Annotated in this window: 22 protein-coding genes and 1 tRNA gene; 10 read left to right on the forward strand and 13 right to left on the reverse strand. The window is 61.3% G+C overall.

Features of this window, described 5'->3' with window-relative positions; translation table 11 throughout:
- Position 1 precedes the first annotated feature (1 nt).
- Entirely contained in the window at positions 2 to 1,213 is a 1,212-nt protein-coding gene (locus J8C05_RS11185) for an ATP-grasp domain-containing protein (protein WP_211423632.1), read from the forward strand.
- Between the two features lie 75 nt (positions 1,214 to 1,288).
- Positions 1,289 to 1,651: a hypothetical protein gene (locus J8C05_RS11190; protein ID WP_211423633.1), complete on the forward strand. Its 363-nt coding sequence runs from the start codon at positions 1,289 to 1,291 to the stop codon at positions 1,649 to 1,651.
- 23 nt (positions 1,652 to 1,674) lie between these two features.
- On the opposite strand, the gene J8C05_RS11195 is transcribed toward J8C05_RS11190, so the two are convergent.
- From J8C05_RS11195 to J8C05_RS11250, 12 genes are all read right to left on the reverse strand, one after another.
- Complete coding sequence (locus J8C05_RS11195) at positions 1,675 to 2,268, reverse strand: anthranilate synthase component II (RefSeq protein ID WP_211423634.1); 594 nt, start codon at positions 2,266 to 2,268, stop codon at positions 1,675 to 1,677.
- Positions 2,269 to 2,293: 25 nt separating this feature from the next.
- Positions 2,294 to 3,781 (reverse strand): anthranilate synthase component I family protein, encoded by a 1,488-nt coding sequence (locus J8C05_RS11200; RefSeq protein ID WP_211423635.1) that lies wholly within the window; start codon positions 3,779 to 3,781, stop codon positions 2,294 to 2,296.
- Entirely contained in the window at positions 3,778 to 4,608 is an 831-nt protein-coding gene (locus J8C05_RS11205) for a bifunctional 3-deoxy-7-phosphoheptulonate synthase/chorismate mutase (RefSeq protein ID WP_211423636.1), read from the reverse strand. The genes J8C05_RS11200 and J8C05_RS11205 overlap by 4 nt, the downstream gene beginning before the upstream one ends.
- Positions 4,609 to 4,830: 222 nt before the next feature.
- Entirely contained in the window at positions 4,831 to 5,904 is a 1,074-nt protein-coding gene (gene waaF, locus J8C05_RS11210; RefSeq protein WP_211423637.1) for a lipopolysaccharide heptosyltransferase II, read from the reverse strand.
- 244 nt (positions 5,905 to 6,148) lie between these two features.
- Complete coding sequence (locus tag J8C05_RS11215) at positions 6,149 to 6,457, reverse strand: type II toxin-antitoxin system PemK/MazF family toxin (RefSeq protein WP_459543856.1); 309 nt, start codon at positions 6,455 to 6,457, stop codon at positions 6,149 to 6,151.
- Positions 6,458 to 6,493: 36 nt separating this feature from the next.
- On the reverse strand, positions 6,494 to 6,736 hold the full coding sequence (locus J8C05_RS11220; protein ID WP_211423638.1) for an AbrB/MazE/SpoVT family DNA-binding domain-containing protein: 243 nt from the start codon (positions 6,734 to 6,736) through the stop codon (positions 6,494 to 6,496).
- A gap of 112 nt (positions 6,737 to 6,848) precedes the next feature.
- Positions 6,849 to 8,774 carry a CocE/NonD family hydrolase gene (locus tag J8C05_RS11225; protein ID WP_246840787.1) on the reverse strand — a complete coding sequence of 642 codons (1,926 nt, stop codon included), beginning with the start codon at positions 8,772 to 8,774 and terminating at the stop codon, positions 6,849 to 6,851.
- A 75-nt stretch (positions 8,775 to 8,849) separates the two neighbouring features.
- A complete protein-coding gene (locus tag J8C05_RS11230; protein WP_014100925.1) occupies positions 8,850 to 9,371 on the reverse strand; it encodes an adenine phosphoribosyltransferase in 522 nt (173 codons plus the stop codon).
- 266 nt (positions 9,372 to 9,637) lie between these two features.
- Entirely contained in the window at positions 9,638 to 9,916 is a 279-nt protein-coding gene (locus J8C05_RS11235) for an acylphosphatase (RefSeq protein ID WP_014100926.1), read from the reverse strand.
- Positions 9,917 to 10,022: 106 nt separating this feature from the next.
- Positions 10,023 to 10,099: transfer RNA gene (locus J8C05_RS11240), tRNA-Pro, on the reverse strand.
- Between the two features lie 87 nt (positions 10,100 to 10,186).
- Positions 10,187 to 10,663 carry an eCIS core domain-containing protein gene (locus tag J8C05_RS11245; RefSeq protein ID WP_211423640.1) on the reverse strand — a complete coding sequence of 159 codons (477 nt, stop codon included), beginning with the start codon at positions 10,661 to 10,663 and terminating at the stop codon, positions 10,187 to 10,189.
- An 18-nt stretch (positions 10,664 to 10,681) separates the two neighbouring features.
- Positions 10,682 to 11,218, reverse strand: coding sequence for a hypothetical protein (locus tag J8C05_RS11250; protein ID WP_211423641.1), 537 nt, complete (start codon positions 11,216 to 11,218; stop codon positions 10,682 to 10,684).
- Positions 11,219 to 11,622: 404 nt separating this feature from the next.
- Between J8C05_RS11250 and J8C05_RS11255 the strand changes: the two genes are divergently transcribed.
- From J8C05_RS11255 to J8C05_RS11270, 5 genes are all read left to right on the forward strand, one after another.
- Complete coding sequence (locus J8C05_RS11255) at positions 11,623 to 11,973, forward strand: RNA recognition motif domain-containing protein (protein WP_211423642.1); 351 nt, start codon at positions 11,623 to 11,625, stop codon at positions 11,971 to 11,973.
- A gap of 431 nt (positions 11,974 to 12,404) precedes the next feature.
- On the forward strand, positions 12,405 to 13,904 hold the full coding sequence (locus J8C05_RS11260) for a hypothetical protein (protein ID WP_246840788.1): 1,500 nt from the start codon (positions 12,405 to 12,407) through the stop codon (positions 13,902 to 13,904).
- Between the two features lie 442 nt (positions 13,905 to 14,346).
- Positions 14,347 to 15,840: a peptidase associated/transthyretin-like domain-containing protein gene (locus J8C05_RS11265; RefSeq protein WP_211423644.1), complete on the forward strand. Its 1,494-nt coding sequence runs from the start codon at positions 14,347 to 14,349 to the stop codon at positions 15,838 to 15,840.
- Between the two features lie 38 nt (positions 15,841 to 15,878).
- Positions 15,879 to 16,007, forward strand: coding sequence for a hypothetical protein (locus J8C05_RS15645; protein ID WP_281503765.1), 129 nt, complete (start codon positions 15,879 to 15,881; stop codon positions 16,005 to 16,007).
- Positions 16,008 to 16,420: 413 nt separating this feature from the next.
- The gene (locus tag J8C05_RS11270; RefSeq protein ID WP_246840789.1) at positions 16,421 to 17,908 is read left to right on the forward strand and encodes a hypothetical protein; all 1,488 of its coding nucleotides are present in this window, start codon (positions 16,421 to 16,423) and stop codon (positions 17,906 to 17,908) included.
- A gap of 217 nt (positions 17,909 to 18,125) precedes the next feature.
- Here the strand turns inward: J8C05_RS11270 and selD are convergent, their stop codons facing one another.
- Complete coding sequence (gene selD / locus J8C05_RS11275; protein ID WP_211423646.1) at positions 18,126 to 19,175, reverse strand: selenide, water dikinase SelD; 1,050 nt, start codon at positions 19,173 to 19,175, stop codon at positions 18,126 to 18,128.
- 201 nt (positions 19,176 to 19,376) lie between these two features.
- Here selD and J8C05_RS11280 point away from each other — a divergent pair, with 201 nt between their 5' ends.
- The 3 genes from J8C05_RS11280 (at position 19,377) to J8C05_RS11290 (ending at position 22,664) form a co-directional block, all read left to right on the forward strand.
- Positions 19,377 to 20,876 (forward strand): hypothetical protein, encoded by a 1,500-nt coding sequence (locus J8C05_RS11280; RefSeq protein ID WP_211424040.1) that lies wholly within the window; start codon positions 19,377 to 19,379, stop codon positions 20,874 to 20,876.
- Between the two features lie 370 nt (positions 20,877 to 21,246).
- Positions 21,247 to 21,816, forward strand: a complete 570-nt coding sequence (locus tag J8C05_RS11285; RefSeq protein WP_211423647.1) for an RNA polymerase sigma factor — start codon at positions 21,247 to 21,249, stop codon at positions 21,814 to 21,816.
- On the forward strand, positions 21,816 to 22,664 hold the full coding sequence (locus tag J8C05_RS11290; protein WP_211423648.1) for an anti-sigma factor family protein: 849 nt from the start codon (positions 21,816 to 21,818) through the stop codon (positions 22,662 to 22,664). The genes J8C05_RS11285 and J8C05_RS11290 overlap by 1 nt, the downstream gene beginning before the upstream one ends.
- Positions 22,665 to 22,736 lie beyond the last annotated feature (72 nt).

Consider the following 22,736-nt stretch of genomic DNA (forward strand, 5'->3'; position numbering starts at 1 on the left):
TATGCCGACACATCCGCTCACGATGTTGTGTCTTGCCAGTTATGAAAAAGGCGCGGAGTTTATGCGCGAGGCCAAGCGCCAGGGATGGCGGGTTTATCTGGTCACTTCGGAAAGCATCCGGGACGCCGCCTGGCCGCGTGAAAGCCTCGACGACATCTTCCTGATGCCGGATGAAAACAAAAAGTGGCGACTCAACGACGTGATTCTGGGGGTCAGTTACCTGGCCCGCACCCACCGCCTTGATCGCATCGTGGCGCTGGATGACTTCGATGTGGAAATCGGCGCGGCCCTGCGAGAGCATCTGCGCATACCGGGCATGGGAGAAACGACGGCGCGTTATTTCCGCGACAAACTGGCGATGCGGGCCCGGGCGCGTGAGTACGGCGTTCCCGTGCCACCCTTTACGCCGGTGTTCAACGATGAGGTCGTCAATGCGTACCTGGCGGAAGTACCGGGACCATGGTTGGTCAAGCCGCGTTCCGAAGCTTCGACCATCGGCATCAAGCGCACGAGTTCTCCCGATGAAGTGTGGGAGATATTGAACCAGCTTGGCGACCGGCGTTCCTACCACCTGCTGGAAAAGTTCCTTCCGGGCGATGTCTATCACGTGGATTCCATTGTCTCGGAGCGGGAGGTGGTGTTCGCGGCGGTCAGCAAGTACGCGCGTCCACCTATTGAGGTCATGCACGATGGGGATGTGTTTGCGACGCGCACGGTGGAGTACGGGTCGGAGGACGAGCAGCAGCTTCTGGAGTTCAACCGCCGGGTGCTGAAGGCGATGGGGCTGGTACGCGGCGCGTCCCACACGGAGTTCATCAAATCCCATGCGGATGGGACGTTTTACTTTCTGGAGACTTCGGCGCGGGTGGGCGGGGCCAACATCGTCGAGTTGGTCGAGGCGGCGACGGGCGTGAACCTGTGGGCGGAGTGGGCCCGGCTGGAATGCGCGGAACCGCCGGAAACCTACCGTCCACCACAGGGACGGCGCGAATATGCCGGGTTGATCATTTCGTTGGCGCGCCAGGAGTGGCCGGACACCAGTGCCTACAATGATCCTGAAGTCGTCTGGCGGCTCAACAAGGCGTTTCATGCCGGCCTGATTGTGAAGTCGCCTGATTACGGGCGCGTCAGCCGCCTGTTGGATGACTACATGGCACGTTTTCGGGTGGATTTCTTCACCCGCCAGCCGGTGCCTGAACGCCCGACGGCCTGATGCTTTCAAGGGGTATCTCAGGGATCAGCCGTGCCGTCCGACGGCGACTTGCCGGAGAGAACCAAAGCCCGGCCCATGTTTTCAAGGATTTGGAATGCGCTCTTTCCAAAAGGCCGGCTGGCAAACCAATCGGCAGGCAAGATTTCGTTTGACGATGTGGCTGTTTCATACAGCCCGCCTGATGGTGCTGCGCGTCGCCTCGCCTGGGCAGACCTGCAGGCGGTTGAAATTGTCACCACCAGCGACGGGCCGTTTGCCGTGGATGTCTTCCGGGTGTTGTTGTCGGACGGTCCGCCGCTTTTCATTCCGCAATCAGCCGACCGTTCGGGCGTGCTGTTGAAACGCCTTCAGGAACTGCCGGGCTTTGACAACCACGCCTTCATCGTTGCGATGGGGTCAACAGATGACGCGCGTTTCCGGTGCTGGAAACGGGCTTGATTGAGTCCCGGACGCCAACAAGCTCACCCTGGCGTCAGCGCGAGAAAATTGGCCAGGATGCGCTGCCCCAACGGTGTTCCGATGGATTCAGGGTGAAACTGGACGCCATACACCGGCCAATCCCGATGCTGAAGCGCCATGATGATGCCTTCCACGGCGTCACGCGCGGTGACCATCAGGCAGTCCGGCAGCGTGGCTTCGTCCGCCACCAGCGAGTGGTAGCGCATGGCCGCAAAACGCGGTGGAAGTCCGTCAAACAGCGGCGAATCGGCTGTAATCACCATCTCCGAGGCCTTGCCGTGAACGATGCGCGGCGCCTGGACAGCGCGCCCGCCGTAGGCAACGGCAATCCCCTGGTGTCCCAGGCAGACGCCCAGAATCGGCGCCGCCAGCCCGGCGGCTGCCAGCAGAATGTCCCGACAGACGCCAAAATCACGCGGGTTTTCGGGCCGCCCGGGCCCCGGCGACAGGACAATGCGCGTTGGTCGCCAGTCCCGCAGGGTGGTTACGTCCACGGCATCGTTGCGGACGACAACCACTTCTTCGGCCGTCTGCATTTGCAGCATCTGGTACAGGTTGAAGGTAAACGAATCGTAGTTGTCAACAATGACGATCATGGGTGTCAGGGCGGTTGGAGCGCCGTTATACCGGAGCCGGCCGGCCTTCCTGGGTGGAGTGCGGTGTTGGGGGCAGGGTTTGTCGTTCGGCCAGGTAGAGCGCCGTCAGGACGCTGCGGGCCTTGTTGCGGGTTTCCTCGGCTTCGAGTTGCGGCTGCGAGTCAAAGACGACGCCGGCTCCGGCGTTGATATGGGCGATGCCGTCCTGCATGAGCACCGAGCGGATGGCAATGGCACTGTCCGCCTGGCCGGCAAAATCCACATAACCCACCATGCCGGCATAGAGTCCGCGCCGTTCGGGTTCAAGCGTCGCCAGCAGTTCCATGGCGCGGATTTTCGGTGCGCCGGTCACCGTGCCACGCGGAAAACAGCTTCGGATGACATCAAAGGCCGTCAACCCCGGACGCAGTTGCCCGGTCACGTCCGTCGCCAGGTGCATCACGTGGGTGTAGCGCACCAGACGCGCCACTTCACCGGTGGCGACCGTTCCCACCTGCGCCACCCGGCCGACATCATTGCGCGCCAGATCAACCAGCATCCGGTGCTCGGCCAGTTCCTTTTCGTCGGCGCACAGTGCCCGGGCCAGCGCCTCATCTTCTTCCGGCGTCTCGCCGCGTGGGCGTGTACCAGCCAGGGCCCGCAGCGTGATGCTGCCCTGCCGCACCGTGACGAATGTTTCCGGCGAAGAGCCAACGTAGGTAAAGCCGGGCGTTCCCGTAAAACGTCCGAACTTGAGGCAGTAGGCGTAGGGTGACGGATTGAGCGCCACCAGCGAGCGGTACACCGTAAATGGCGTCGCACTGATCCGACGTGAGAAGCGCCGGGAAGGCACAATCTGGAAGACCTCGCCGGCCGTGATATATGCGCGGCAGCGTTCAACCAGCGCGCCGAACGCAGCGTCGTCGAGCGTTGTCTCGGCATCGGCAAACACGTCGTGGCCGCGTAACGACGCTGTGGCATCGCGGAGCGGCGGGAGCGGCGTCCGGCGGCAGACCCGTTCGTATATCTGCTCGACAATGGCATCGCCACCATAGGAGACAATGTGCAGCTTGCGGTAGAGATGGTCAAACACCACAAAGGTGTCATAGAGACCAAAGCAGCCGTCCGGCGCGGCATAGGGCATCGCCGCTTGGATGGGAATCCCAGCCAGACAGGCGGTGGTCCCATAACCAAGGTAGCCGACAAAACCTCCTTTGAACGGCAGCATCGGCGGCAATGCTGGCATCTGGTCAGTGACCTGGGCCTGCTCGCGCTCCAGGATTTCGCACAGAAACCGCAGTGGGTCATCCGTCTGTGTCTGGCGCTCGGTCTGGCGGTGAAGGTCAGAAACCGTCACGCGCCGGTCCTGAAAAGCCACGACCAGACGCGGCTCGATGCCGATGATGGAATAGCGCGCCAGGCGGGCGTCACCTTCGGCGCTTTCAAGCAGAAAGGCCACGTCGGAAGCAGCGGCCAGTTCATGGTAAAGGGCTGCCGGCGTTACAGCATCTGACAACACGGTGAGGATGCTCATGCCGCACGCTCCACTGGGCAGGGAAGCTGGCGGCCAACCGCCTGCGCCACACGGGCTGTTTCACGGACAAGCTGCTCCAGCTCATCGAGCGACAACGCCTGGGCGGCATCCGAAACCGACTGCTGGGGGACAGGATGGCATTCCACGATGAGACCGTCGGCCCCAACCGCCACGGCAGCCCGGGCAGCCGGGATGACCAGTTCCCGGCGACCGGTCGCATGGCTTGGATCAACGATGACCGGCAGGTGCGTCAGGCGCTTGAGCAGTGCCACCGCGCCCAGGTCAAGGACGTTGCGCGTGGCCGGGTCGAAGCTGCGAATTCCGCGTTCGCACAGGATAACCTGCTGATTGCCCCCGGCCAGAATGTACTCCGCTGCACCGAGCAGTTCCTCGATGGTGGCGGCCAGGCCGCGTTTGAGCAGGACGGGTTTGCGTACCTGCCCGAGCGCCTTGAGCAGTTCAAAGTTCTGCATGTTGCGCGAGCCGACCTGGAAACAGTCGAAGACCTCACAGGCGCGTTCAAGGTGGGCCACCGACATCACTTCACTGACAATGCCCAGCCCGTAGGCGCGCTTGATGTCGTGGAGAAGCTGGAGACCTTCGTCCTGAAGCCCTTGGAAGCTGTAGGGCGACGTGCGTGGCTTATAGACACCAGCCCGCAGCAACCGGATGTCGAGGCGGGTCAGACATTCTGCGACGGTGCGGAGTTGGGTTTCCGATTCGGCCGCACAGGGGCCGGCAATCACAACCATGGACGGCCCACCCACCGGGACACCGGCAATCGTGACCGTCGTATGTTGTGACGGGGAACTTTGGCGAACGAGCATGGCAGCAGGTCCTCACTGGAAATGGCCAAAAGCAAAACCGCCGACCCCCACGCTTGGGAAGGTCGGCGGCTTCTGGAAAAATTTGGCGGAGTGTTGTTTCAATCGTCAAGCACGCACGCCAGCGCAGCCGGTCGAGCCTTCCCATTGAGGCTCCACCAATACCAATAGCCGCTAAACGTAAAGCTGCGTACGTGCATACCGGAAACGAAAGCTGAAAGTTAGCTACAGCCTAGCGTGACGCCACGCCGGATGCAAGCCCCGATGTTCCCCAAGGGCAGCAAGCAGCGCCTGATACACCATGTCAGGCGTCACCCCGGTCAGGCAGCGGTGGTCAATCGGGCAGTCCTTGAGCAGGCAGGGCGCGCATGGAACGAGCTTGCGTACCTGCCGCGCCGTTGGCGAAAAGGGCGAAATCTGGTTTGGGTCAGTCGGCCCGAAGATCGTCACGAGGGGACGGTCGAGCGCGGCCGCGACATAGGCCGGGCCCGTGTCGTTGCTAACCACGGCGGCGCACCGGGAAAGCAGGGCCACACTTTCCCGCAGGGACAGTTCACCGGCCAGGACCGTGACCCGTTCGGGGCGCTGCACCCCCTGACGGATGGCTTCACACAGGGGACGTTCACCCGGCGCGCCCACCAGAAACAGCGGCCAGTCATGCTCTGCGGCCAACCGGTCAAGCAGGGCGGTAAACGCCGCGGCCGGCCACTGTTTGGCGCGGCTGTTGGCGGCGCCGGGAACAACTGCCAGCGGGTGCGCAACCTGCCGGAGATCGGGCCGTTTGGCGTCGAGGGCCGCCTGCGCCGCCGCTGAGACGGGCAGCCGGTAGTCAGGTGTCTCATAGTTGACGTGGTTGGTGCCCGTCAGGTGGGCTTCCAGTTGGGCAACGAGGTCCAGATAGAAGTATAGCTGGTGCTTGCGTCGGGTGGCCGGCGTCACCGGGAAGGCATCCGTCAGCAGGAAGCGGCGGCCATCGGTGGCAAATCCGATACGGCGTGGAATGCGGGCGGCCGTAGCCAGTGCTGCGGCTTCAAAGGCGTTCTGGAAGAAAATGGCGGCGTCAAAGCGCCCGGCTTTGAGTTTGGCCACCCCGGAAAGGAAGGATTCCTGGCGGTTGTCGTACAGCAGCAGACCGTCGGCCAAAGATGTGTCGGCAAACAGGTCGGCTACCCATGGGCGTACCATCAGCGTCAGGTGCGCCGTGGGAAACAAGCGCCGAAGTTCGCGCAGCGCCGGGAGCGTCATGATGCTGTCGCCAACCCAGTTGGTGCCGCGCACGAGCAACCGCTGAAACATCATTCTGTCAAAGCCAGTGGTTGGTTTGCGCTTGGCCAGTCACTTTGCTGTCTGGGAGCCGCTTCAGGAGGCGAGAGAAACGCTGAGCCCGAAGGCACGGCAGGCGTTACGGTGTACCCAGTGCCTGGGCAATCGGGTTGCCTCCTTGGCGAGACCTGCCAAAGGCTGATACGACTCTCGTTCAACCAGGGAGCAGGCGCAATGGCCTATCATTACCACGCCTTCAACTTGCAGAACTCTATATGCCCTAAAATTGCTCACGAATGAGAGTGCCTAACTTCCTGACAACTTCGTTAAACTTTTCCTTCGGCAATTTGCAACTCAATTCTGCTTTCCTTGCCTTCCAGTCAAGACTTTTTACCTGATCGGATAAAATTGCGCCTTTGACTTTCAAACCTTCCGGTATCGGCACTTCAAATGGATACCCCTTGACTTGACTTGTAATTGGGCAAAGCAGGGCAAGTCCAACTTTACTGTTATAACTCTTTGGTGATAAAACCAAAGCTGGTCTGTGCCCTGCCTGCTCGTGTCCTGCCTGCGGGTTGAAATTATCCAAACGATGTCACCACTGTCGGGAATGTATGCCATAGGTTCACCAGGCTTCATTTCCTACGGCAAAACCTGTCTCGACTTCGGGATGAAGATTGTCCTCGGTGATACCTGCCAGCAATGCGTCAAGCGTCCAACCTGGCGCTGGAGCCGGAGTAATAATAATTTTGCCTTCGACTATACTGATTTCTACAAGTGAGTCATTTTGAAGCTGAGCTTCAGCCGCAAAGACTTTCGGTATTCGCAGGGCAAGACTGTTACCCCATTTCTGAATTTTTGCGAGCATAAGGATAACTCCAGGCTGTTTCTACAACAAAGATACGCCTTTTGCTCCACTTTTCAAAGGCTGGTTCAGCAAGGGGCGTGCCAACGGTTGGTTTCAGCCACTGCGTCCGGTTTCAGGGGGCAAGGAAAACACTGAGACCGGAGGCATGGCGGGCATTGCGGTGTATGCGGTGCGTCGCCGGCTGGAAATCGCTGTCACGCGCCTGAAAGATGTTGTCCAGAAAAACCTGTGGGTTGCGGTCAACAAGGGGAAACCACGAACTCTGTACCTGTACCATGATGCGGTGTCCGGGCTTGAAGCAGTGGTCAACATCCTGAAGCTCAAAGGCAATGCGTTCGACACGTCCCGGCCGGAGCGGCTTCGGACGCTCAAAGCTGTCCCGGAACTTCGCGCGCATGACTTCAGCACGTACCAGCATCTGATAACCGCCCAGGTGGACGCCCGGCGGCAGGTCGGGCAGGTCCGGGGTGTCGTCAGGAAACACGTCTATGAGCTTGACGATGAAATCGGCATCGGTGGCCGTCGTGGTGACAAACAGCTCGGCACGCAGCGGCCCCGTCATCGTCACCGGCGCCGACAGAGGCGGCGTCTGATAGGTAAGCACATCCGGCCGTGCCGCAGCAAAACGCTGGTCTTCGATCATGTAAGTGATGCCGCGCCGGTTTGTAATCTGGTTCGTGTAGGGCACAGGGGTGCGCGGGTCACTGAGATACTCGTCAGCGCCAGAGGGTTCCCGGGGCGGATCAAACGACAGTTCGCCGTTGGCCCGGAAGTACAGCCGGGCCGGTTTGAGTCCGGCGGGTGGATACTGCGCGTAACGCCGCCATTCGTTCGAGCCGGTTTGAAAGATGCAAGCTTCGGGCAGTCCGGGATCGGGTGCGTCCTTCAGGTGGTGGGCGAAAAACCTGGCTTCGATCTCGCGGCGGTAAAATTCCGCAGTCGGTTGTCCAAAATCAATCGGGCCGAGGCGTCTTCCGTCGCTGCGCGCCCAGCCGCCGTGAAACCAGGGACCCATGACGAGTGCGTTTTTCACTGTCGGGTTCTGGCGCTCTGTGCTGGCATAGAGCTTGAGTGGGCCGTAGAGGTCTTCAGCGTCAAACCAGCCGCCAACGAACAGCACCGCCGGCGCGACACGCCTCATGTGCGGCACAAGATTGCGCGCCTGCCAGAAGGCATCGTAGTTGGGATGCGCCGCCATTTCAGTCCAGAACGCGATGCTGCCCTTGAAGTACCGTTCCTCGATGTGCCGCAGCGAGCCGACATCGAGAAAGAAGCGGTAGGCATCGGGCGTCGGAAAACGGAAGCCGGGCGGCGTTTTGGTAGTAGGTTCAGGACGGGCCTGGCCGAAGGAAGAAAAGAACGTGAAGGAATCAATCAGAAAGAAAGCGCCGTTGTGGTGCATGTCATCGCCGATGAACCAGTCGGCGATGGGCGCCTGCGGGGAAACCGCCTTGAGCGCCGGATGAGCGTCAATCATCCCGGCGGCGGCATAAAAGCCCGGGTAGGAGATGCCCCACATGCCAACCCGGCCGTTGTTGTTGGGAACGTTGTGGATAAGCCATTCGATGGTGTCGTAGGTGTCAGATGACTCATCCACTTCCTGCCCGCGCTTGGCCGGGTTGTGGGGGCGCATGTTGACGAACTCGCCTTCGGACATGTAGCGCCCGCGTACGTCCTGAAACACGAAGATATAGCCCTCGCGCATCATTTCGTCCGAGGGGCCGATGCGTTGCCGGTAGGCGTCGCCATAGGGAGCGCAACTGTAGGGCGTCCGGTTGAGAAGGATCGGGTAGGTACGCGAGGTGTCGCGCGGGGCATAGATGCTGGTGAAGAGCGTGGCCCCGTCGCGCATGGGGATGCGGACTTCAGTCTTGGTGTAGTGGGCCGCAACGTCAAAGGTTTCGGGTGGCGTTGCCTGCCGGGCGGTAGCCGGCGGCGCGGCAACTGCTGGAAGAAGCGGCAGGCTGAAAAGTCCACAGAAGGCAAGAGCGAGCGCCAGTGCCGGCCAGACCCGACGCTGCAGGGGTGGACGTGTCATGGTGGTACGAAACTCCGTCGCCGGCCGACTTGAGCCGGACGCCATCAGGTTTTGTCTGCGGCTGCCGTTGTGTGCCTATCGGTCGTAGGTGAGCAGGGATGTAACCGGATACCGGGCGAGTTTTTCACGCCCCCCAAGGAAGGTCAGCTCGACGAGAAAGGTCAAACCGACGACTTCGCCCCCCAGCTTTTCCACCAGCGCGGCGGTGGCGGCGGCTGTTCCACCGGTTGCCAGAAGGTCATCCGCAATCACGACCCGCTGGCCCGGCTGGATGGCGTCCCGGTGAATTTCCAGTGTGTCACTACCGTATTCGAGGTCATAACTGATACGCTCGACTTCGCCGGGCAGCTTTTTGGGCTTCCGCACAGGCACAAAGCCCGCGCCAAGCTGGTAAGCCAGCGGCGGGGCAAAGATGAAGCCACGCGCCTCAACACCAATGACCACATCAACAGGTTGGTTGGCCAAGGCTTCGCTCATCCGGTTGACGGCCAGCTTCAGGCCACGGGAGTCTTTGAGCAGGGTCGTAATGTCGTAAAAAAGAATGCCGGGCTTGGGAAAATCAGGAATCTCACGAATCAGGCGTCGTAACTCGTCCATCGCGGTCTCCGGTGGGAAGGGCATTGCGCAGTGGGACTGAAACCTACCCACAATTACCCCATAAGTCCATGCATGGCTACCCAGTGCCTTCAAGCTGCGAACAAAAGAGCGCCCGCATCCGCCGTTTTGCAAAAAGCCGTTGGTCAGGCAGTTCTCCGGCGTGTGGATGCTATTCAGCCTGGCGGCGCTTGATGGAGAATAATTAAGAGGGCAGGATAAAGCATTTTTAATTGCCCATTCTCAATTGTCCGTTTCCATTAGCGCCACTACCGCAGGATACGGAACTCATCATATTTGATGGAAGCATCGGCTTCCGTGACCTCAATGCCAGTCACCTGGGCGTTGTAGGGGCCAAAACTCAACTCGTGCTGGAAAGTTTCCAGGACATTCGGAGACCCTTTGGCCCAGGCTTCGACGCTTCCATCGGGAAGATTGCGCACCCATCCGACGATGCCAAGTTCACGCGCCACACACAGGACGAAATACCGATAGCCGACGCCCTGCACCCGCCCCGTGATGCGAAAGTGTCGTGCGATGACCGCCATTTTCTGTTCCGTAGGAATCAAAGGACAGCAAGATGCGACGGCTGAAGAGCGTGTCCCGCTCTCACAACCATCGGGTCGGCGATGCGTGCTGTGGACTACAAAAGTGTGGTCGGGGCGAGAGGATTTGAACCTCCGACCTCACGGTCCCGAACCGTGCGCTCTACCAGGCTGAGCCACGCCCCGTGCAAACCATTCCAGCCACAAACCTCGCCGCGACTGTTGGGTGCTGGCTGAAACAGCCGTCAGACTATCCAGACCCGGCGCACTTTGTCAAACGAAAAGGTATTGTCCGGCGACAGCCGCGGCGTGGGCGCGCGCCTCGACCTCAAAGGTGATGTTTTCATAGGCATGGGCCAGGCTGTCGCCGCGCAGGATGTTGGCGAGAAACTCCAGCCCATAGCGCAGCGTGAAGCCGAAATACCCGTGACGGCGGTACTGGACGACGTGGGTCAGTTCATGGGCAATGAGTTCCAGCCCGGCTGGCGTGCCGGGGGCATACCACCCTGGAACGACCCAGACAAGGAAGCCAAAGGTAATCGCCACGGGCGGCACGACCGCCAGGCGGCGAACCCACCACGGAAGCCCATCCACGCGCCAGAGAACATCCCGGCCAAGGTCCAGCTCTGGAAAGAAAGGCTGTAACTGCCGGCAGGTCGCTGCCGGCAGGCGCTGCCATCCGGGGGGTGGCGTTCCTTCCCACGGACGCCCTCCAAGGGCCATGGCGAGAAGACGCAGTGAGGTCCGCATGTCTGCCAGCCGCACTTCCTACCGCATGCTGTTTCCGACGGCCGCCGGGGCAAAGTGTTCGGCGTGCCAGCTTTCGGCAAACGGCCGCTCCCAGCCGCCGGCCCGCACTTCTCCCAGCGTACGGACAGTGCCATCAAACACGGGCGTGTCAGGCCGGATGACGCCTTCCCGCACCAGTTGCCGGAAGGTGGGACGGTCAACGAGTTCGACGCCATTCGGGCCGCGGTAGGCAATGTCTGCCGTGTCAGCCAGCGGCACACCGGCGCGGCCTGCAGCCGCCTGCACGGCGTGGAACATGCTGTCAATCGAACAGCCCGAAACATCGTTGGTGGTTTCATCGGCGGCAACGAGGATGAAGCGTCGGGCGCAGAGGGCGAAGCCACCACGTACCCGCTGGCCGTGCGACATCCAATCGGCGACAAAGGTTTTCAGCCCGGTTTCGACCAGTGCGGCCAGGTCGTCTGTCAGGGGCGCCGCCGTGGTGAACACCCAGACCCGTGACTGGTCCGGCAGCGCCGCAAGGGATGATAGTTCCGCATTCGTTCTGAGTGACATGGGTTCTTTCCTTGGAACGACATCGGGATGAGGTTGCCCATCGGCACTCTACCATGCCGGTGTGGCTTTGCTGTGCCGGGCATCCGGTGTCAACTCCCCACGCTGGCTTTCCGGCCGGGGCGCATCCTTGGGAAATAATTTTCAGAAAAGCCGTCGCCGACCGTTGCTTTTCCCGACCGCGCCCCCTAAGATGGCCGCAGTGTACACCTTCTCTTGCTCATCAACGGTGACGTGCCTCGTTTCGGATAGTGGTTGGGCGTGGCGGTTTCGGATAGTCAGAGATAGGAAGGTTTGGGTTACTACGAAATCCGCCGCTTGCCGGTCTGCCGTGTATCACTCTTTTGCACCGTTCCAGAGTGAATTCCCGGCTTGGGTTTCTTCATCCGAAAGAGGAAAACGCATCCATGAAGCTTTACGTTGGCAATTTGAGTTTTCAGACCACCAGTGAGGACCTGCGCAGCTATTTCTCACAGGCTGGAGCTGTGGAGTCGGCACTGGTCGTCGAGGACCGTGACACGAACCGCTCACGCGGTTTTGGTTTCGTCGAGTTCGCCTCAAGTGAAGATGGCAATCGGGCCATCGAAATGTTCCACGGCACCGAGTTCAACGGACGGACGCTGACCGTCAACGAAGCCCGCCCGCGTGAAGAGCGGAACGGCGGCGGCTATGGCGGTGGCGGCAACCGTCGCGGTGGTGGTTACGGCGGTGGCGGCCGGCGCGGTGGCGGTGGCGGTTACGGTCGTGGCGGCTGGTAAGCATTGCACCGGGCGCTGAGTACGCCCAAAGCCAAAAATCTACGGGACGTGCCCTTGCGGGTGCGTCCCTTTTCATTTGGTGCTTCGTTTGGGCAACGTGCCGTCGCCCGTACTCCGGGCCCGGGGTTGGCGGATCGCAGACCGTTCCGGCCGGGAAAACAGACAGCCCGGCGGTTGCCTGGCGGCACAGCCGGCCGTTTGGCCAGCCCGGTCAGGCGAATGGGAAAGGTCTGACGGATTTTCAAAAAGACAGGAAAAACCTGAAGCCTTGTTGACCCTGCCAAAGGTGGTGATTAGATTGAAACAGGTTTTCTCCAAAGCACAACGTCAACCGGCGGGTGCACCTGGTTTCGGGAGTCACGGCGCCGGTTATGAAGGGTGCCTCCCTGCTGACGGAAAGGCCATCACGCTTTCAGAAGGAGGTAAATCCGATGTTGAAGGCGACTGGAAAACACCGCTGTGTCGCCGGGGTTGTGGCCCTTGTGGTTGTTGTGCTGATGCTGGGGGTGCCGCCCGGCTTCAGCACCAACGTGCAGGTGGAGCGTCCGTCTGACCGGAAGGCGTCCGGCTTCGTCCATGAGCCGCAGCTTTACCGCACGCTGTTTCACACCATTTTTCTGCTGAATGAACAGGCGGAGGAAGCGGAACGGGCTGGACGGACGGATGTGGCGCAGGCGTTGCGGCGCGCGTTCAAACAGGAAGCGGACCTGGAGGCGGAGCAGGGGGTGGTCCTCGACCGGTTGGCGGCGGAGTGTGAGCAGGCGGTGCGGGCGGTGGATGCACGGGCGCGGGTAATCCTTGCGGCGCGGCGGGCGAACTATCCTGACGGGAAGCTGCGGGCGGGACAGCAGCCGCTGCCGCCATCGGCGGAACTGTTGGCGTTGCAGCGGGAGCGGGAGGCGGTGGTGCTGCGTTACCGTGACCGGTTGCGGGCAACCTTTGGGCCGCGGGCGTGGGAGGAGTTTGAGCAGCGGGTTCTGCTGCCTTTTGCCGCCGGGCTGAGCGCAGGCGGTACTCAGAGGCACCAGCCGGTTGAGGACGTTTCTGGAACGGGCAACCTGACGACACAGGCGGGAGAGTCTATTGTCACCGGCTCGGTGCTCATCAGCTACGACCCTGAGACGAACCTTGTGACGGGGGTGGCCACGACTGAACTCGATTACGCAGCGCAGGACTGGTATATGGGGCGGGTGACGTGCAGCCTTCGCGACGGGAACGGAAACCCGCTGGCGAGCCAGAGTGCCGAGGACACCGACGGGGATGGGACGGTGTCGGTCATCGTGCAGATGATGGGGCAGGAGGGGCTGACGACCTACGGGGCGCGCGGGGAGTACAGCCTACGGCTGGATATTTATGATCCTTTCTGTGGGTGCTGTGGTTGTTACCTTGACCCCTGTAACTTTCAGCGGGCGCTGCTGGGCGGTTGGGGCTGGGGGCCTTGGTACTGCACGGTATTTTCGGGGCACGGTCCGTTTCGCACGATGCGGTCGGGTACGCTGTTTCTGGGAGGAAGGGATGTCACCTTTCAGGTAAAACCGCTGGTCGCTGTCAGGCAGCTAAGGTTTACCAAAAATCCCATCAGGGCCACCTTTGACTCCACCGATCTTGATGTGACTGTTAGGGCCTCACGGGCAGGGCTTCAGGATAGGGATTTTGCGGTCTTGGAAGTCAATCTCATCACTGGACCAAGCAACCCACAAGTCAGTTTTGCCTACCCACCGGGAGTAACGGACGACGTTGAATTGGTGCCAGGAGGTTATACCGACGCGAGGTTCACTATTCTCTCAATCGCACCACCTGGGAATTATTTGCTTGAGGTAAGAATCATAGATGTCAGGCGACCCGATGGGCAGGGTGGTTCGGACAGCATCGCGGATAGGGTTATTATCGGTAGCCCAGTGGAGATCACCTTGACCGTAACGGAACCGTGAAGAGCAGAGTAGCGGCTATGGTGGCGGCAACCGTCGTGGCGGCTGGTAAGCATCGCACCGGGCGCTGAATACGCCCAAAGCCAAAAATCTGTGGGACGCGCCCTCGCGGGTGCGTCCCTTTTCGTTTGGGCAACGTGCCGTTGCCCGTACTCCGGGCCCGGGGCTGGCAGGTCGCATGCCGTTCCGGCCGGGAAGACAGGCAGCCCGTTTGGCCAGCCCGGTCAGGCGAATGGGGAAGGTCATGACGGATTGGCAAAAAGACAGGAAAAACCTGAAGCCTTGTTGACATTGCCAAAGGTGTTATTAATTCTGAAACAGCTTCTCCCGGAAGTGCAATGTTGGCGGGCAGGTATGCCTGGTTTCGGGAGTCACGGCGCAGGTTGTGAAGGGTGCCTCCCTGCTGACGGAAAGGCCATCACGCTTTCAGAAGGAGGTAAATCCGATGTTGAAGGCGACTGGAAAACACCGCTGTGTCGCCGGGGTTGTGGCCCTTGTGGTTGTTGTGCTGATGCTGGGGGTGCCGCCCGGCTTCAGCACCAACGTGCAGGTGGAGCGTCCGTCTGACCGGAAGGCGTCCGGCTTCGTCCATGAGCCGCAGCTTTACCGCACGCTGTTTCACACCATTTTTCTGCTGAATGAACAGGCGGAGGAAGCGGAACGGGCTGGACGGACGGATGTGGCGCAGGCGTTGCGGCGCGCGTTCAAACAGGAAGCGGGCCTGGAGGCGGAGCAGGGGGTGGTCCTCGACCGGTTGGCGGCGGAGTGTGAGCAGGCGGTGCGGGCGGTGGATGCACGGGCGAGGGCAATCCTTGCGGCGCGGCGGGCGAACTATCCTGACGGGAAGCTGCGGGCGGGACAGCAGCCGCTGCCGCCGTCAGCGGAACTGTTCGCATTGCAGCGGGAGCGGGAGGCGGTGGTGCTGCGTTACCGTGACCAGTTGCAGGAAGCCTTTGGGCGGAGTGTGTGGGAGCGGTTTGAGCGGTGGGTACTGATGCCTCTTGACGCCGGGCTGAGAGCTGGCGGTGCTCAAAGGTACGAGCCAGTTGAGGACGGTTCTGTTGAGTACAGTTCTGAAACGGGTAACCTGCCGACGCAGGCGGGGGAGTCCATTGTCACCGGCTCGGTGCTCATCAGCTACGACCCTGAGACGAACCTTGTGACGGGCGTGGCCACGACTGAACTCGATTACGCAGCGCAGGATTGGTATGTGGGGCAGGTGGCGTGCAGCCTCCGCGACGGGGACGGAAACCCGCTGGTGAGCCAGAGTGCCTATGACACCGACGAGGATGGGGTAGTGTCGGTCATCGTGCAGACGGTGGGGCAGGCCGGGATGGCATACTCGGCAGAGGGCAGCTACAAGTTGAGGCTGGTTGTTCAGGACACAATTGGTCGTTATCTTGACTACTGGGACTATCCGGCTGGGGTTTCGGCCGGCACTGGAATCCTTGGGTACTATGCCTGGTATCGTGGGCGTGGTCCACTCCAATGGAGACCGACGTGGAACAGGTTTCTAGGGAGACTGACAGCCCCCCTTCAAAGGGCTTTGGTTCTTTCCGGAAATCCGAGGTTTACGGCGAATCCCATTACTGCAGCCACTGGTCACACCCATGTTGACGTGGACGTTGAAGTCAGGACAGCAGCAGATGTGATTCAGCCTGGGGATTTTGCGGTACTGGCCATCAGCGTATCGTCAAAACCGCCGGGGGCCTCTGTGAACTTTATTTCGGGGACAAATGTCAACGTTCCACTGAAGATAGCAGACCTGAGTACCGGAAGATTCACGCTTTCCGTGAGCAAACCCGGGCAGTACCGATTCAGGGTGTCAGTTGTTGATGTCAGGCGACCCGACGGACGGGGTGGCTCGTACAGCATCATCGACAGTGTCAGGATCAATGAAGGAGGAGTCGTGAGTGACCCGCCGTTGACGGCAAACTAGCCTCACCCAGACTTTGCCCCATCTGAAGCCCACCCCGCGTGAAGAGCAGAGCAGCAGCTATGGTGGCGGCAACCGTCGTGGTGGTGGTTACGGCGGTGGCGGCCGGCGCGGTGGCGGCGGTGGCGGTTACGGTCGTGGCGGCTGGTAAGCATTGCACCGGGCGCTGAGTACGCCCAAAGCCAAAAATCTACGGGACGTGCCCTTGCGGGTGCGTCCCTTTTCATTTGGTGCTTCGTTTGGGCAACGTGCCGTCGCCCGTACTTTAGGCCCGGGGCTGGCGGGTCGCAGGCTGTCCCGGCCAGGAAAACAGATAGCCCGGCAGTTGCCTGGCAGCGCAACCGGCCCGCTTGGCCAGCTTGGTCAGGCGAATGGGAAAGGTCATGACGGATTTTCAAAAAGACAGAAAAAACCTGAAGTCTTGTTGACGCTGCCAAAGGTGGTGGTTAGGTTGAAACAGGTTTTCTCCAAAGCACAACGTCAGCCGGCGGGTGTACTGGTTTCGGGAGTCACGGCACCGGTTGTGAAGGGTGCCTCCCCGCTGACGGAAAGGCCATCACGCTTTCAGAAGGAGGTCAATCCGATGTTGAAGGTGACCGGAAAACACCGCTGTGTCGCCGGGTTTGTGGCCCTTGTGGTTGTTGTGCTGATGCTTGTGGTGCCGCCCGGCTTCATCGCCAGGGCGCAGGTGGAGCGTCGGTCTGACCGGAAGGCGTCCGGCTTCGTCCATGAGCCGCAGCTTTACCGCACGCTGTTTCACACGGTTTTTCTGCTCAACGAGCAGGCGGAGGAAGCGGAACGGGCTGGGCGGACGGAGGCGGCGCAGGCGTTGCGGCGCGCGTTCAAACAGGAAGCGGACCTGGAGGCGGAGCAGGGGGTGGTCCTTGACCGGTTGGCGGCGGAGTGTGAGCAGGCGGTGCGGGCGGTGGATGCACGGGCGAGGGCAATCCTTGCGGCGCGGCGGGCGAACTATCCTGACGGGAAGCTGCGGGCGGGACAGCAGCCGCTGCCGCCATCGGCGGAACTGTTCGCATTGCAGCGGGAGCGGGAGGCGGTGGTGCTGCGCTACCGTGACCGGTTGCGGGCAGCCTTTGGGCCGCGGGCGTGGGAGGAGTTTGAGCAGCGGGTTCTGCTGCCTTTTGCCGCCGGGCTGAGCGCAGGCGGTACTCAGAGGCACCAGCCGGTTGAGGACGGTTCTGGAACGGGCAACCTGACGACACAGGCGGGAGAGTCTATTGTCACTGGCTCGGTGCTCATCAGCTACGACCCTGAGACGAACCTTGTGACGGGGGTGGCCACGACTGAACTCGATTACGCAGCGCAGGACTGGTATATGGGGCGGGTGACGTGCAGCCTTCGCGACGGGAACGGAAACCCGCTGGCGAGCCAGAGTGCCGAGGACACCGACGGGGATGGGACGGTGTCGGTCATCGTGCAGATGATGGGGCAGGAGGGGCTGACGACCTACGGGGCGCGCGGGGAGTACAGCCTACGGCTGGATATTTATGATCCTTTCTGTGGGTGCTGTGGTTGTTACCTTGACCCCTGGAACTTTCAGCGGGCGCTGCTGGGCGGTTGGGGCTGGGGGCCTTGGTACTGCACGGTATTTTCGGGGCACGGTCCGTTTCGCACGATGCGGTCAGGTACGCTGTTTCTGGGAGCAAGGGATGTCACCTTCCAGGTAAAACCGCTGGTCGCTATCAGGAGGCTGAGGTTTACCAAAAATCCCATCAAGGTCAACATTGACTCCACCGATCTTGATGTGACTGTTAGGGCCTCACTGGCAGGGCTTCAGTCTGAGGATTTTGCGGTCTTGGAAGTCAATATCTTGGATCGACCAAGCGAAGGACACCTCACTTTTGGCGACCGAATAATCGGCGTTCGATTGGTGCCGGGAGACATTACCACGAAGATGTTCAACATTGTCTCAAGCAATAGGGCCGGGAACTATGTGCTTGAGGTAAGAATCATAGATGTCAGGCGACCCGACGGGCAGGGTGGTTCGGACAGCATCATGGATAGGGTTATTATCGGTAGCCCAGTGGAGATCACCTTGACCGTAACGGATTAGCTTCACCCGGCGTTGCCTGGCCTGAAGCCTGCCCGTGTGAAGAGCAGAGTAGCGGCTATGGCCGCGGCGGCTGGTAGTCACCGCACCGGACGCTGAGTACGCCCAAAGCCAAAAATCTGTGGGACGCGCCCTTTGCCGGTGCGTCCCTTTTCGTTTGGTGCTTCATTGGTGCAACGTGCCGTCGCCCCGACCCTGAGCCAGGGCTTGATGCCGCGCATTATGAGCGGTGGACGGTCAGCCGCCCTGGCGTCCCGGCTGCCAGGCGGCCGATCCGGGCGGCGCATGGCGTCTGGCGGCGCTTCAGCTCTCTGACGAGGTCTTCTACTGTTTCCGGCGCAACGGCCAGCAGCAGACCGCCCGAAGTCTGCGCGTCGCACAGCAGCAGTTGGTCGGTTTCGGTTACTTCCGGCGCGTAGGTCGTCCAGTCCTGCAGGAAACGCCGGTTGGCATGCGTGCCGCCGGGAACGATGCCCTCCGCCGCATAGTGTCGCGCCGCCGCCAGGATGGGAACGTCCGTCAGGTCAACTTCTGCCGCGCAACCACTGGCGTGGGCCAGATTGCGCAGGTGGCCCAGAAGCCCGAAGCCGGTGACATCCGTCGCTGCCCGGACGCCGACGGCGCAGGCGGCTTCGGCGGCCGCACGGTTGAGGGTCCGCATCAGTTGGATGGCTTCACCGATGGCGCCCAGCGTGTCCACGTCGTTTTTGGCGGCCGTGGTGATGACGCCCACCCCGATGGGTTTGGTCAGCACCAGCCAGTCGCCCGGTCGTCCGGCGGCGTTGGTCAGCATCCGGTCGGGCGCAACTGTACCGACTACGGCCAGCCCGTAGATGGGTTCTTCGCTTTTGATGGTGTGACCGCCGACGATACTGACCCCGGCCGCTTCCGCCACGGCGGCTGCGCCGCGCAGGATGTCGCCGAGAACCTCCGGTGGCAGCCGGTCATCGGGAAAACCGACCAGGTTGAGCGCCACCCGTGGCGTGCCGCCCATGGCATACACGTCGCTGAGCGCATTGGCGGCGGCGATGGCTCCAAAGTCGGTTGGGTCGTCCACGATGGGCGTGAAAAAGTCCGTTGTCAGCACGAGCGCCAGATCGTCGGTCAGCCGGTACACGGCGGCGTCATCGGCCGTGGCGCTGCCCACCAGCACCTGCGGATCGCGGAGCGGTGGAAGCTGTCCCAGCAGGGAAAACAGGTAGCCCGGTGGTTGCTTGGCGGCACAACCGGCCCGCTTGGCCAGTTTCGTCAGGCGGATAGTTGAAGTCATAACGGATTGGCAAAAAGACTGGAAAAACCGGAAGTCCTGTTGATGCTGCCAAAGGTGGTGATTAACCTGAAGCAGATTCTTCCCAAAGTGCAACATCAGCCGACGGCGATAGCAGGTTCTTGGGAGTCACGACACCGGTTGGGAAGTGCGTGTCCCCGGTGACGAAAAGGCAATCACACTTTCTGCAGGGAGGTAAACCTGATGTTGAAGGCGACCGGAAAACACCGGTGTATTTCCGGGATGTTTGTCTTGGTTGGTCTGGTGCTGATGCTTGTGGTGCCGCCCGGCTTCAGCACCAACGCGCAGGTGGAGCGTCGGTCTGACCGGAAGGCATCCGGTTTTGTCCCTGAGCCACAGCTTTACCGCACGCTGTTTCACACGGTGTTTCTGCTCAACGAGGAGGCGGAGGAAGCGGAGCGGGCTGGGCGGACGGAGGCGGCGCAGGCGTTGCGGCGCGCGTTCAAACAGGAAGCGGGCCTGGAGGTGGAGCAGGGGGTGGTCCTCGACCGGTTGGCGGCGGAGTGTGAGCAGGCGGTGCGGGCGGTGGATGCACGGGCGCGGGCAATTCTGGCGGCGCGGCGGGCGAACTATCCTGATGGGAAGCTGGGGGCGGGACAGCCGCCGCTGCCGCCGTCAGCGGAACTGTTCGCATTGCAGCGGGAGCGGGAGGCGGTGGTGCTGCGTTACCGTGACCGGTTGCAGGAAGCCTTTGGACCGCGGGCGTGGGAGGAGTTTGACCGGCGGGTTCTGGCACGGGTTCGGGCGGGGATGCGCACCAGCCGCGCGCTGGCGCGTGGTGGGGAGGGGCAGTCTGGAACAGGCAATCCGGTGCCGCAGACGCCAACGGAAGCTGTGGCTACTGGAGTGACCCTCATCAGTTATGACCCTGAGACGGGACTTGTGACGGGGGTGGCTACGGTCGAACTCGATTACACGGCGCAGGACTGGTATGTGGGGCGGGTGACGTGCAGCCTCCGCGACGGGGATGGCAACCCGCTGGCGAGTCAGAGTGCCGAGGACACCGACGGGGATGGGACGGTGTCGGTCATCGTGCAGATGGTGGGGCAGGAGGGACTGACCTACGGGGCGTGTGGAGAGTACCGCCTACGGCTGGGGATTTATGATCCGTTCTGTGGGTGCTGTGGTTGTTACCTTGACCCCTGGAACTTTCAGCGGGCGCAGTTGATCGGTGGGGGTTGGGAGAATTGGTACTGCCTGGTAGCTTCGGGGTACGGTCCGTTTCGCACGAGGCGGTCGGATGAGCTGTATCTGGGAAGAGGGAATGTCATCACTCAAGCTAGAACGCGGGTCATTGTTCGGAATCCAAGGCTTACCAGGAATCCCATCAGGGTTAGCCTTGACTCCACCCATCTTGATGTGACCGTCAGCGTCTCAGGGAGTGGTATCCGGCGTAGGGATTTTGCGGTCTTGGGAATCACTATCCTGGAAGGTCCAAGTTCAGGAATCACTTTTGCCCATCCGCCACCGCTAGGACAAGAAATCGCCATTGAGTTGCCGGAACGAAACAATACCAACGCAAGGTTCACCATTGGTTCGGCCAATACGGCTGGAGACTATTTGCTTGAAGTAAGAATCATGGATGTCAGGCGACCCAATGGGCAGGGTGGTTCAGACAGTATCTTTGATCAGGTTACTGTCAATGATGACGGCGTAACGATTACCTTGACCGTAACGGATTAGTGCCCCCGGCGGGTTGCCTGACCTGAAGCCTGTCTGCGTGAAGCACCGGGTAGCAGCTATGAAGCTATGAACGCGGCAGCCATTGATCAGCGCGACACCGGGCGCTGAGTGCGCCCAAATCCAAAACCTGCGGGACGTGCCCTTATCGGGTGCGTCCCGTTTTGTTTGGTGCTTCGTTTGGGCAACATCCCGTCGCCCGGACCCCGGGCCAAAGCTTGGGGACGCGCGTCAGGACACAGCCGCGAAAACCTCCATAACGTGTGAAACTTTTTCGGCGCATTCGGCACATGCTCCATGACGGAGCAACTTTCGCCAGGAGCACAGCGTATGCCGTCGGAGTCAAATCGTTTTGGGAGTCACCGCACCTGTCATGGACGATGCGTCCCTACCGACTGAATCACCACCGCTCCCGGATGCGGAAGCCTTTCGTCACTGGTTCGACCGGTATGCCCGTTCGGTATTCAACTTCCTGTGTGCGCTGGTCGGCCGGCGGGAACTGGCCGAGGAGCTGACCCAGGAGACTTTCGTGCGGGCCTATGAGCAGCGCGCCACCCTGCGGGATCGCGCCCGTGTGGCGGCGTGGTTGTTTGGGATTGCACGCAATGTGTCGCGTGAGCATGTCCGTGAATATGCCCGCTGGGATTCGTTGGATGACATCTTTGACGGCGAGCGCCAACCGGAACCGACGGATGGCACAACCCCCGATGCGCAGCTTCTCGATGCCGAACTGCGCTTCGTCGTACGGGCGGCGCTGGCAAAGCTTGAACCCGACAAGTGCATGGTGTTCGTCCTGCGAACGTTCGAGCAGTACAGCTATGAGGACATTGCCGCGATCACAGGCTTTTCGGTTGGCAAGGTCAAGACGGACCTGCATCGCGCGCGGTTGGAAATGCGCCGCCACGTCCGACCGTACCTGTCGGCAGGACAGGGAGGTAACTGATGGATTGTGAACGTTGCCTCGAACAACTTGATGCCTATCTGGATGGTGAACTCGACGCGCCGGACGCCAGCCTGCTGTCCGCCCACCTGCGCCAGTGTCCGAACTGTCAGGCGGAGTACCGCGCCCGCGAATGGGAAAACCGGCTGTACCGTGACATGGCCGCCGGGGTTTCACTCCCGGAGGGGTTGTGGCCGCGCATTGCTGCCGGCCTTGCGGCGGTGGACGAGCGTGAACAGCGTCGGTCAGGTGGGGGGCGTACGAACTGGTTCCGACCGGAACTGTCTGGCTGGTGGCGGCTGGGGCTGGCGCTGGGGTGCCTTCTGGTGCTGGCCGTTGGACTCTGGTTCTGGCTGCGTCCGGCCGTTCCGGCAGAGCCGCTTCTGGCTCAGGGTCCGACTCCGCCCAGCCTGTCGGATACCGGCGACTTGCCGCGCACATTGCCGCCCGCAGGCACTCCATCGGCGGGTTCAGAAACATTGGCGCCAGCGGATACTGTCATCATTGAGCCACCCCGGCGGCGTACGGGAATGACAAGCCCGCCACCCGTACGCGAGCGCCCGCCCTCCGAGGCGGAGCAGATTCTCTCCCAGGTGGAACAAACCTATCTCGTGGTCATCGAGCGCCTTCAGTCCCAGGCCCGGTTACGGCGCATGAAGCTCGATCCGGCGACACGGACGGCCATAGACCAGACTCTGGCCGGACTGGATGCCCAGATTGCACAGACCCGGGAGGTTGTCTGCCAGTCGTCAACCGATCCGGCCGCCCTGCACTTTCTGTTGACGGCCTATCGCAAGAAGGCGGAATTGCTAAGTGAAATCATTGTCATGACCGAGGGGGGAGGTTCCTGAACCGGCCCTTTCGGAAACGGAACGGGTTGGCCCCAAAGGGGGTTGGCTCGTGAGGGTAAGAAAACGACACAC

It is taken from the genome of Chloracidobacterium sp. N (assembly GCF_018304765.1).
Lineage (GTDB): Bacteria > Acidobacteriota > Blastocatellia > Chloracidobacteriales > Chloracidobacteriaceae > Chloracidobacterium > Chloracidobacterium aggregatum.

Excerpts from the sequence above, each read along its gene's own strand:
- J8C05_RS11285 (WP_211423647.1), top strand. The coding sequence starts at position 21,247 with ATGGACGATGCGTCCCTACCGACTGAATCACCACCGCTCCCGGATGCG.
- J8C05_RS11290 (WP_211423648.1), top strand. The coding sequence starts at position 21,816 with ATGGATTGTGAACGTTGCCTCGAACAACTTGATGCCTATCTGGATGGT.
- J8C05_RS11220 (WP_211423638.1), bottom strand. The coding sequence starts at position 6,736 with ATGCTCGCAAAAATTCAGAAATGGGGTAACAGTCTTGCCCTGCGAATA.
- J8C05_RS11265 (WP_211423644.1), top strand. The coding sequence starts at position 14,347 with ATGTTGAAGGCGACTGGAAAACACCGCTGTGTCGCCGGGGTTGTGGCC.
- J8C05_RS11235 (WP_014100926.1), bottom strand. The coding sequence starts at position 9,916 with ATGGCGGTCATCGCACGACACTTTCGCATCACGGGGCGGGTGCAGGGC.
- selD (WP_211423646.1), bottom strand. The coding sequence starts at position 19,175 with ATGACTTCAACTATCCGCCTGACGAAACTGGCCAAGCGGGCCGGTTGT.
- J8C05_RS11245 (WP_211423640.1), bottom strand. The coding sequence starts at position 10,663 with ATGCGGACCTCACTGCGTCTTCTCGCCATGGCCCTTGGAGGGCGTCCG.
- J8C05_RS11260 (WP_246840788.1), top strand. The coding sequence starts at position 12,405 with ATGTTGAAGGCGACTGGAAAACACCGCTGTGTCGCCGGGGTTGTGGCC.
- J8C05_RS11270 (WP_246840789.1), top strand. The coding sequence starts at position 16,421 with ATGTTGAAGGTGACCGGAAAACACCGCTGTGTCGCCGGGTTTGTGGCC.
- J8C05_RS11185 (WP_211423632.1), top strand. The coding sequence starts at position 2 with ATGCCGACACATCCGCTCACGATGTTGTGTCTTGCCAGTTATGAAAAA.
- J8C05_RS11190 (WP_211423633.1), top strand. The coding sequence starts at position 1,289 with ATGTTTTCAAGGATTTGGAATGCGCTCTTTCCAAAAGGCCGGCTGGCA.
- J8C05_RS11225 (WP_246840787.1), bottom strand. The coding sequence starts at position 8,774 with ATGACACGTCCACCCCTGCAGCGTCGGGTCTGGCCGGCACTGGCGCTC.
- J8C05_RS11255 (WP_211423642.1), top strand. The coding sequence starts at position 11,623 with ATGAAGCTTTACGTTGGCAATTTGAGTTTTCAGACCACCAGTGAGGAC.
- J8C05_RS11195 (WP_211423634.1), bottom strand. The coding sequence starts at position 2,268 with ATGATCGTCATTGTTGACAACTACGATTCGTTTACCTTCAACCTGTAC.
- J8C05_RS11280 (WP_211424040.1), top strand. The coding sequence starts at position 19,377 with ATGTTGAAGGCGACCGGAAAACACCGGTGTATTTCCGGGATGTTTGTC.
- waaF (WP_211423637.1), bottom strand. The coding sequence starts at position 5,904 with ATGATGTTTCAGCGGTTGCTCGTGCGCGGCACCAACTGGGTTGGCGAC.
- J8C05_RS11200 (WP_211423635.1), bottom strand. The coding sequence starts at position 3,781 with ATGAGCATCCTCACCGTGTTGTCAGATGCTGTAACGCCGGCAGCCCTT.
- J8C05_RS11205 (WP_211423636.1), bottom strand. The coding sequence starts at position 4,608 with ATGCTCGTTCGCCAAAGTTCCCCGTCACAACATACGACGGTCACGATT.
- J8C05_RS11230 (WP_014100925.1), bottom strand. The coding sequence starts at position 9,371 with ATGGACGAGTTACGACGCCTGATTCGTGAGATTCCTGATTTTCCCAAG.
- J8C05_RS11250 (WP_211423641.1), bottom strand. The coding sequence starts at position 11,218 with ATGTCACTCAGAACGAATGCGGAACTATCATCCCTTGCGGCGCTGCCG.